The organism is Seohaeicola saemankumensis (assembly GCF_021021435.1).
Classification (GTDB): domain Bacteria; phylum Pseudomonadota; class Alphaproteobacteria; order Rhodobacterales; family Rhodobacteraceae; genus Seohaeicola.
In genome coordinates, this window is the sequence record NZ_JAINWI010000019.1 from 88159 (window position 1) to 96131 (window position 7973).

Annotated in this window: 13 protein-coding genes and 1 pseudogene; 11 read left to right on the forward strand and 3 right to left on the reverse strand. The window is 58.0% G+C overall.

The window, feature by feature from the left end; genetic code table 11:
- Positions 1 to 165 precede the first annotated feature (165 nt).
- The 6 genes from K7H22_RS17385 to K7H22_RS17410 all read left to right on the forward strand — a co-directional run bounded on the left by K7H22_RS17385 (position 166) and on the right by K7H22_RS17410 (position 4724).
- A complete protein-coding gene (locus K7H22_RS17385; RefSeq protein ID WP_008282975.1) occupies positions 166 to 594 on the forward strand; it encodes a MerR family transcriptional regulator in 429 nt (142 codons plus the stop codon).
- A gap of 1 nt (position 595) precedes the next feature.
- Positions 596 to 922 carry a YnfA family protein gene (locus K7H22_RS17390; RefSeq protein ID WP_230802122.1) on the forward strand — a complete coding sequence of 109 codons (327 nt, stop codon included), beginning with the start codon at positions 596 to 598 and terminating at the stop codon, positions 920 to 922.
- A 79-nt stretch (positions 923 to 1001) separates the two neighbouring features.
- Positions 1002 to 1736, forward strand: a complete 735-nt coding sequence (locus K7H22_RS17395) for a cytochrome c biogenesis CcdA family protein (protein WP_045685251.1) — start codon at positions 1002 to 1004, stop codon at positions 1734 to 1736.
- Between the two features lie 93 nt (positions 1737 to 1829).
- Entirely contained in the window at positions 1830 to 2600 is a 771-nt protein-coding gene (locus tag K7H22_RS17400) for a transglutaminase-like domain-containing protein (protein ID WP_230802123.1), read from the forward strand.
- Positions 2590 to 3534, forward strand: coding sequence for a cation diffusion facilitator family transporter (locus K7H22_RS17405; protein ID WP_008282971.1), 945 nt, complete (start codon positions 2590 to 2592; stop codon positions 3532 to 3534). Before K7H22_RS17400 ends, K7H22_RS17405 begins: the two co-directional genes overlap by 11 nt.
- Positions 3535 to 3968: 434 nt before the next feature.
- A complete protein-coding gene (locus K7H22_RS17410) occupies positions 3969 to 4724 on the forward strand; it encodes a hypothetical protein (RefSeq protein ID WP_085976983.1) in 756 nt (251 codons plus the stop codon).
- Between the two features lie 103 nt (positions 4725 to 4827).
- On the opposite strand, the gene K7H22_RS17415 is transcribed toward K7H22_RS17410, so the two are convergent.
- From K7H22_RS17415 to K7H22_RS17425, 3 genes are all read right to left on the reverse strand, one after another.
- Positions 4828 to 5052, reverse strand: a complete 225-nt coding sequence (locus K7H22_RS17415) for a hypothetical protein (RefSeq protein ID WP_008282968.1) — start codon at positions 5050 to 5052, stop codon at positions 4828 to 4830.
- Between the two features lie 166 nt (positions 5053 to 5218).
- On the reverse strand, positions 5219 to 5476 hold the full coding sequence (locus tag K7H22_RS17420; protein ID WP_037275519.1) for a helix-turn-helix domain-containing protein: 258 nt from the start codon (positions 5474 to 5476) through the stop codon (positions 5219 to 5221).
- Positions 5477 to 5600: 124 nt separating this feature from the next.
- Positions 5601 to 5852 carry a hypothetical protein gene (locus K7H22_RS17425; protein ID WP_076981275.1) on the reverse strand — a complete coding sequence of 84 codons (252 nt, stop codon included), beginning with the start codon at positions 5850 to 5852 and terminating at the stop codon, positions 5601 to 5603.
- Between the two features lie 210 nt (positions 5853 to 6062).
- Between K7H22_RS17425 and K7H22_RS17430 the strand changes: the two genes are divergently transcribed.
- From K7H22_RS17430 to K7H22_RS17450, 5 genes and pseudogenes are all read left to right on the forward strand, one after another.
- A complete protein-coding gene (locus tag K7H22_RS17430; RefSeq protein ID WP_230802124.1) occupies positions 6063 to 6431 on the forward strand; it encodes a hypothetical protein in 369 nt (122 codons plus the stop codon).
- A gap of 43 nt (positions 6432 to 6474) precedes the next feature.
- Positions 6475 to 7095 carry a lytic transglycosylase domain-containing protein gene (locus K7H22_RS17435; protein WP_230802129.1) on the forward strand — a complete coding sequence of 207 codons (621 nt, stop codon included), beginning with the start codon at positions 6475 to 6477 and terminating at the stop codon, positions 7093 to 7095.
- On the forward strand, positions 7092 to 7385 hold the full coding sequence (locus K7H22_RS17440) for a TrbC/VirB2 family protein (RefSeq protein WP_230802125.1): 294 nt from the start codon (positions 7092 to 7094) through the stop codon (positions 7383 to 7385). Before K7H22_RS17435 ends, K7H22_RS17440 begins: the two co-directional genes overlap by 4 nt.
- Positions 7378 to 7656, forward strand: coding sequence for a type IV secretion system protein VirB3 (locus K7H22_RS17445; RefSeq protein WP_012187324.1), 279 nt, complete (start codon positions 7378 to 7380; stop codon positions 7654 to 7656). Before K7H22_RS17440 ends, K7H22_RS17445 begins: the two co-directional genes overlap by 8 nt.
- Positions 7646 to 7939, forward strand: a pseudogene (locus tag K7H22_RS17450) (type IV secretion system protein B4); the annotation flags it as partial. The gene K7H22_RS17445 and the pseudogene K7H22_RS17450, both read left to right, overlap by 11 nt.
- Positions 7940 to 7973 lie beyond the last annotated feature (34 nt).

A 7973-nucleotide genomic window follows, 5' to 3' on the forward strand; every position in this document is an offset into this window, starting at 1 on the left:
AATTTGATTCTATATTTTAGGCGCGTTTACACCCTCTAGCTACTGTAGGTTCAAGACCTATTCTGGATGAAAGAGCGATGTTCACTGACCTGTGAGATGCCGAGCGGAACTTGTGCAAAAAAACGCTTAAAGCTACACGGGCTGTAGATAGTTTGGAGAGGTGATATGCTCACAATCGGCACTTTGGCAAAAAGGACCGGGACGAAGGTGCAGACGATCCGCTATTACGAGCAGATCGGACTCCTGCCCGAGCCCGGGCGATCGGCTGGCGGTCAGCGGCGCTATGGAGATAGTGAGCTTGACCGCTTGTCTTTCGTCCGGCATGCGCGGCAACTCGGGTTCTCGCTGGACGCAATCCGTGAGCTTCTTGATCTGAGCGATCATCCAGACAAGTCGTGCGCGGAGGCCGATGCCATCGCTCGCCGACAACTCAAGCAGGTTGAGCAACGTATGGCCCGACTTGAAGCCCTTCGGACAGAATTGCAGAGGATGGTGCACGAATGCAGCGGCGGGCACACGGCCGATTGCCGTGTGCTGGAGGTGTTGCGCGACCATTCCGAGTGCCTGACGGACCACGACGAGATCGGCGCCTGAGATGACCGCAGTGCTCGTCTATCCGCTCGCGGCCTTGGCTGAGATCACCGGATGCTTTGCCATCTGGGCATGGTGGCGTCTTGGCGCGTCCCCACTTTGGCTTGTCCCCGGTGTGGCGGCGCTGGTGGCGTTCGGCTGGCTTCTGGCTCAGGTCGACACTGTGGCTGCGGGACGCGCCTTTGCCGCCTATGGTGGGATCTATATTGCCGCGTCCATTCTCTGGATGTGGCTCGCCGAAGGGCACCGGCCGGACAGGTGGGATCTGCTCGGCACCACTGTATGCTTGTTGGGTGCTGCCATCATCCTCGCGGCACCCCGCGGAGCGTAATAAAACGGCATTGCTCCTACAGTAGCTTTAGCTTTTACAACGGTGCGCGTTTCACAGGCTAAAGCAAGGCAGGAATTGAATGTTCGAAATTTCAGGTGTTGGAATCGTCGCGGCTTTTCTGGGTGGCACCATATCCTTTCTGTCGCCTTGTGTCCTGCCTCTTGCTCCTGGCTACGTGTCTTACATCGCGGGACAGCCCGCCGTGAAATCCGGGGCGGCGCGTAGCATTGCCGAACGGGTGCGCAGCGTTGTCCTGAGTTTGTGGTTCGTGCTCGGGTTTTCGACAGTCTTCGTGGCGCTTGGGGCCGGGGCAAGTCTTTTGGGCGGGATGCTCTTGCGCTGGAAATACGAACTCGGGCTTGCGGGTGGCTTTTTGATCGTCTTGTTTGGACTTGTCATGATGGGCGCGATCAAGATCCCCGCCATGATGCGTGACACGAGGCCCGACGTGAAAGTTGACGGCGGCAGCGCCGTTGGAGCCTACCTTTTGGGTCTTGCCTTTGCCTTTGGCTGGACGCCCTGCATAGGCCCTGTGCTTGGGTCGATCCTGGCGGTGAGCGCGACATCTGGAGCGGACGGGATGGCCTTGCTGGCAATCTACTCCGCAGGACTTGGAATGCCGTTTCTGATCATCGCGCTCTTCACCAACGAGATTGCAGGCAGGCTAAAGCGGATCGGTCCGGCTGGTCGATGGCTCTATCGTATATCGGGCGGTCTGATGGTGCTGATGGGTATCGGCGTGATGACAGGTCAAATCAGCCGCCTTGCCTTCTGGCTGCTCGAAACCTTCCCGGCCCTTGGCACTATCGGATAGAGCTGTGATCGAAAGTAACATTTGAGAAAAGGCTTGTCTCTCTAGTCACTGTAGAGATTAAGACTCCTCGTGAACGATTCGAGGAGAGACCCTGTGGCACCCACCGATTCCTATTTAACCGCAACAAGACTGCTGGATTCTGACTCGCCCTCAATCTCGAACCTGGTACGAGATCGTGGCTGGCATGACCTTGCCCGTGTCGACCGGATTGGCGCGGTTTATGACTTTGTCCGGAACGTGATTGCGTTCGGCTACAACCGCGTCGACGACATTCCCGCCTCTGCGGTGCTGACCGACGGCTACGGGCAGTGCAACACGAAAGGGACGCTTCTCATGGCACTGCTGCGCAGCGTAGGCATCCGCTGCCGACTGCACGGCTTCACCATCCACAAGGCCCTGCAGCGTGGCGTGGTGCCCGAATTGGTCTACCCCCTCGCACCGTCCGAAATTCTGCACTCGTGGGTCGAAGTCGAAACAGAAGAGGGCTGGATCAATCTCGAAGGCTTCATTCTGGACGCCCCCTTCCTGCAGTCGCTTCAGAAGGAATTCAGCGAAACAGAAAGCCTTTGCGGCTACGGCGCTGGAACGGATTGCCTGAGTGCGCCACCAGTCAGTTGGAACGGCGGCAGCACTTATATTCAGAAAACCGGTATCGTTCGTGATTTTGGAACCTTTGATGCGCCCGATGACTTTTATTTGAAATATAGTCAGAACTTCGGATTTGCGCGTGACTTTCTCTATCGCCACGTCATCCGTCACTGGATGAATGCCCGGGTTCGCCGCATCCGTCGTGGAATGTTGCCAAAGGTCCCTGGTCTCAGTCGACCGAACCACAGCCATGAGGAGAACAACCGTGCCGCATGATCATGGCCATACCCACATTGATCCTGAATCAGGTGATCGTAGGGTCTCCATCGCAATCTGGGCCAACGGGCTTCTGACCGTCGCGCAGATCGTTGGCGGCATCCTTTCCGGCAGCCTGGCGCTGATCGCAGATGCCCTACACAATTTTTCGGACATGGCGTCACTGGTGATCGCGTTCGTTGCGCGCAAAATCGCCAGACGACCCGCCGATGAACGCATGACATTCGGCTATGGTCGGATTGAAATCGTCGCGGCACTCATCAACTACACGACCCTGATCCTGATCGGTTTCTACCTGATCTATGAGGGTGGCATGCGGATGATCGACCCGCCCGAGGTCGCTGGTTGGACGGTGGTGATCCTGGGCGGTGTGGCACTCGTCGTCGACACGTTGACGGCGCTGCTCACCTATTCGATGCAGAAAGGCAGTGTGAACATCCGTGCGCTTTTCCTGCACAACCTGTCGGACGCTTTGGCCTCTGTGGCAGTCATCATTGGAGGGTCCCTGATCATCCTCTACGACATGCGATGGGTCGATCCCGCAATCACCATCGGCATTGCCCTTTACATCCTCTATCTGGCTTTCACTGAGATTGGCGGTCCGATCAGAACCCTGATGCTCGGCAGCCCACCCGACATCGACAATGCAGCCGTCGTTGAGGCGCTGCGGAGCGTCGATGGTGTAGCGGACGTTCACCACGTGCATCTGTGGCAGATGGAGGAGCACAAGGCGGCGCTGGACTGCCACGTGGTGCTGACAGCGGGCGGCTGGGGTAAAATCGAAAAGATCAAGGCAGCGATCAAGGACCGGCTGAAGGAGGACTTCAACATCGCCCATTCCAGCCTGGAGTTCGAACACGAAGACCGCGCACACGAAAACGCCGACCTCTACGGTCACGGCAAGCCTGAAGAGGAGGAGAACCGTTTTCACTGAGCTTGTGAGAGGTCATGAAGGTGTGATCGACGTCGATTGCGAGTGCAAGCTAAGCGACAGCGACCTGAAACGGGTGCACGGCCTGCTTCAAGCCAGCCTGGCCTGGTCCTCGAACTCACGAGGTTCGAAGCCTTCAAGGTTCCGTCTGCTTCTGAGCCGTTGCAGAACTGCTGAGAGCCCGAATGCGTCCTATTCGCCAAACAGATTTAGGTAGAACCGATTTAAGGGCAATTCGAGACTCATTTGACGATCGAGATGGCTCGGACGCTTTGACATGCCGTGGGATTGGCGCAGCGCGGAACGTGGCGGATGACGACGGGCGGCTCGGTCACCTCGCGATCTTGCTGACCGCCGCAACCGCAACACGCATCATCATTGTTGCAATAGTATATTTTCGTAGGTATGCTGGGTGAAGATTGTCAAGGGTCCTTGCCATGCGTTTCGAATTCAAAAACCTCCCTCTGGCGGCCTTTTTAGCTCTCGCCTTGACCGGCCCAACAGTTCCGACACAAGCACGCGCCCAAACCTATCAGATCGATTGTGCCATCCTGCTGTGTTTGTCCGGTGGATGGCCAGCTTCCGTGCCCTGCGCCCGCGCACGGGCCGAGTTCATCCGGCGCATAACTCCATGGCCGGTGGAGCCGCCGCTTCAGATTTGGCGCTGCCCGATGGGTGCGTCTTACGATGGACCTGCTAGATCGCGGCCCGCGGACCGGATCTTCGATGCCCTATATGGTGATTCAGGAACCCCTCCAAACTCTTCAACCCCGCTCTTCGATCAGGCAGCCAGGGCAGGCGGGATGCTTGGGCGCAAAGGCTCCAACGCGGCTTGGGACAACCTCGTAAGGGCTGATTACGCCCTCCAGCTCGTAAAAGACCGCGCCGACATCGATATCAGCGGGCCGGAATTCAACTTCGTGCGTTCCATCCGCGTCTTTGACGTTCGTTATGCCCGCCAGCACGAATCCGGGCGAGATGGCGACTGCAACCGCAGCGCCGCCGTTGTCCTCGGCACCTACGGGATCCAGGGCGATTTTTCTTGGAGGGTGTCGTCACCCGCAGCGCTTCCTGATGCGCATGCCGGTCTCGAGCGATGGGGCGAGCACTGCCCGAGCATTTATCACAGATCCGTCTTCGTTGAGTGGCGTGACTATAGCGGGAATTACGGTTTTGAGCAGGTCAATTACTGACTATTGAGCCGCAGCGAAGTCGCGCAGGGCCTTGTACGAAATCAAACCTGCAACGCAGGCACACTCACACAATCGAGGGCCATAAAGGCCATATTCTACCATGTCAGTCGTTGCGACAGGGCAGCTGCATGAGAGACGCGAAGTCAATTTCGGCTTTATCCGCATCGCAGAGCTCCGGGTAAATCTTTGAGACACGCTGCGGGCCATGGATGTCCCACCGGATTGCCAGAGCACCTGTGTTCCAGCGATATACCCAGCCGACAATGGTTTCTTCATCGGTTGCAATCAAATTGGCGATCGCGACGCCTTCGACCTCATTTTCGTTCACTGTTTACTGACTTCCTGCAATTTGGCGTTGCGGATAGCAGCTCAGATCCAAAGCGTTTGCTGCAACCGTGTGCCGGGCCTCGTTAAAATCGGTTACTGTTCGTCCTCGCGGTAACGAATTCACACCGGGAGAAGTCAGCTCCCGTGTTCTCGAAAGATGAAATGGATCAAATCCGGTGGTCGGGCTCCGTGGCGGCTTCAACGATCGCCAGAACCTTGAAGGGGTCAAAGCCAATGGCGCGCGCAAGGACGACCAGCTCGACGACGTCGACCCGGCGCTGGCCGCTTTCAATGCGCGCCACAAGTGATTGATGGCACTTGAGCTTGACCGCCAAGTCCTCCTGACCGAGGCCCGCCTTGATGCGGGCGTCGACCAATGCTTGGCAGAGTGCCACCTGTCCTGTGCTTCTGATTGTCTTTGCCACGCGTCACATACCTTTTGTGACGTCGCTAGCGGATGAAATCTATTATCTAAAAAGTAGATATATGAGGGTGTTATCGGCGTCTGGTTTCCATGGGCTGCAAGTCTGATGCTCCCGAGGCTGCCCATCAATCCCCTACCAATTGCAGAAACCGGCCATAATCCTCGCTGACTTCCCGCGCTTCTTCGAAGGCGCGGGCGCGTTCACTGTCGAGGCAACGGAAGTAGCTCTGGATATCCTGAATGTAATCTTCGAAGTCGCCGCGGATGATATCCGCATAGTCCCGCGCTGCCTGCGAATCGCTTGGCAGGAAAGGACGGGCCGGGGCGAAGCAGGATTCCGCCAAAACCGGCCCGGGAACGCAGATTAGAAGGACTATAGCTTGCAATGGGAGCAGGCCTGTCAACCTTGGGTTTCTCAAACCTGTTATCTCCTTGATCGCAGACGTTGGCCGTGACTAGTGTCTGCGTGACCAAACTACAGCCGAAACATGATATTATATCTTGCGGTTGATAGTATACTATCGTAACTCTGGGCTTCAAGTGGGAATGCCTGGGGTCGCGCCATTGGAGAAAGCGTGAGCCGGGCCATGAACTGGGACATCGAAGCACCAAATGTGGTTACGGAAGCCAGGTTCCGCGAGCTCGTGGAAAGCGGCTATAGCGCAGAAATCCTTTGCCAAGAGTCGGCACACCAGAAAGGCCCCAGCTATTACGGGGTCTGGATCATGCGCGTTGTCTCCGATGACGGCGTGGAAAAGCTCCTCGTCACCGCCCGAACGCGGACGACCTATAACGATATCAAAATCCGCGAATTCAAGACGATCTCCGGCGTGGTGTCTTTCTTCATTGGCCTTGGCTTTGCGCATGTCGACCTGCCGCTTGAGGCGGGTACAAGCCGTACGCATAAACTCGCCCCGCCAGACAAAGCCCCATCAGACAAGGATGCTGGCAGCTAACCTCGTCTGTCTCTGGCTGGTCGCACCGCCAGCCTCAGCGCAAATGGTCCTGGTCATGGAGAGTGACGGCTCTCTGACCCCGTCCCGCTCTCAGAGCGGTTTTGCCCGGAACTACAATGACGGCGCTGGTCAGGGATCGGCGTCCGATGGTTTGGTCATTCTTGGTGAGACTGAAGCAGCTGCTGAGCCTGACGCGCTGAGGTTTGCGGCACTCGCCCAGCCAGCACCCTTGCCCCGCGCAGACGTTCTCTCGGGCATAGAGGCAACGGCCCTGCGCTATGCCAGCCATCCCGGTTTGCGCCGCGCGGGACTGTCCGTCACGAATTGGCTGGCTCTCTACCGCGCCAATATCGAAGTAGAGAGCGCCTACAGGCAGGATGCGATCTCGAGCGCGGGTGCCATTGGTCTGGGCCAATTGATGCCGGCAACCGCGCGTGATCTCGACGTCGATCCGCGTGACCCCCAACAGAACCTCGACGGTTCCGCCCGCTACCTCGCGATGATGCTGGAGCGCTTCGGTGATCCGCGCCTGGCGCTTGCGGCCTACAACGCGGGGCCGGACGCCGTGCGCCAACACGGTGGCATTCCCCCTTACCGAGAAACCCAGAACCACGTGGCCCGCGTCATGGCCGTCGTGGCCCGATCGGAAGGATCAAATTCATGAAACAGATTTCAAGCCTCTTTGTCGCCTCGCTGGCGCTATTCCTGTTCATTGCCGAGCCCGCCCTTGCACAGAGCATCGATCTCTCCCCGATCCAGAGCTTGTTGCAGGGCATTGTCGATGCGTTGACCGGACCTCTTGGTGTGGTCATCGCCACACTCGCGGTCCTCGGCGTTTTTTTGAGCTGGTTCTTCAACATCATCGATCTGCGCCAAGCGCTTTGGGTGCTTGTGGGCATCGCCGGTGTCGCCGCCGCTCCCACCATTGTTGCCGCGGTCTTTGCCGGTGGCTGAGCGCGCGCCTCTCTTCCTCGGCCTTGTGCGCCCGCCCAAGCTTCTGGGCCTGCCCATCATGTACGCGATGGTCTGGCTCTTCGGCTCGGTGCTCTTGTTTGTCTGGGTCCAGCACATCGCGGTGCTGGGTGTCGCCGCCCTGCTCTATCCGGTGCTGTGGAAGGCCGCGGATTGGGATCCGCGCTTTATCGACGTAATGATGACCGCGTTGCAGGAGACGCCACCCACCCGCAACCGTAGCATCCATGGCGGGGATAGCTATGCCCCGTGATGACGCCCGTGATGCTGCGCTCGATGCCCGCACAATGACGCCGGACTGGTATGCGCGCGAGACCCGCCTCGCGCATATGCTGCCCTATGTGAGTCTCGTCGACGACCAGACCGTGCGCACCCGGGTCAACGAACTCTTCCGCTGCATTCGGCTCGAGGGGATCAACAGCTACACCACGGACGATGCCTATCTCGACAAGGTGACAGCGCTTTTTGCCCGCATCGTCGCGCAACTCGGGCCGGAATTCAGCTATTACGTCCACAAAGTCTCCAAGGCTGTTGATTTTCACCCAGAACTGAGCCGGTAAGGCGGATAAT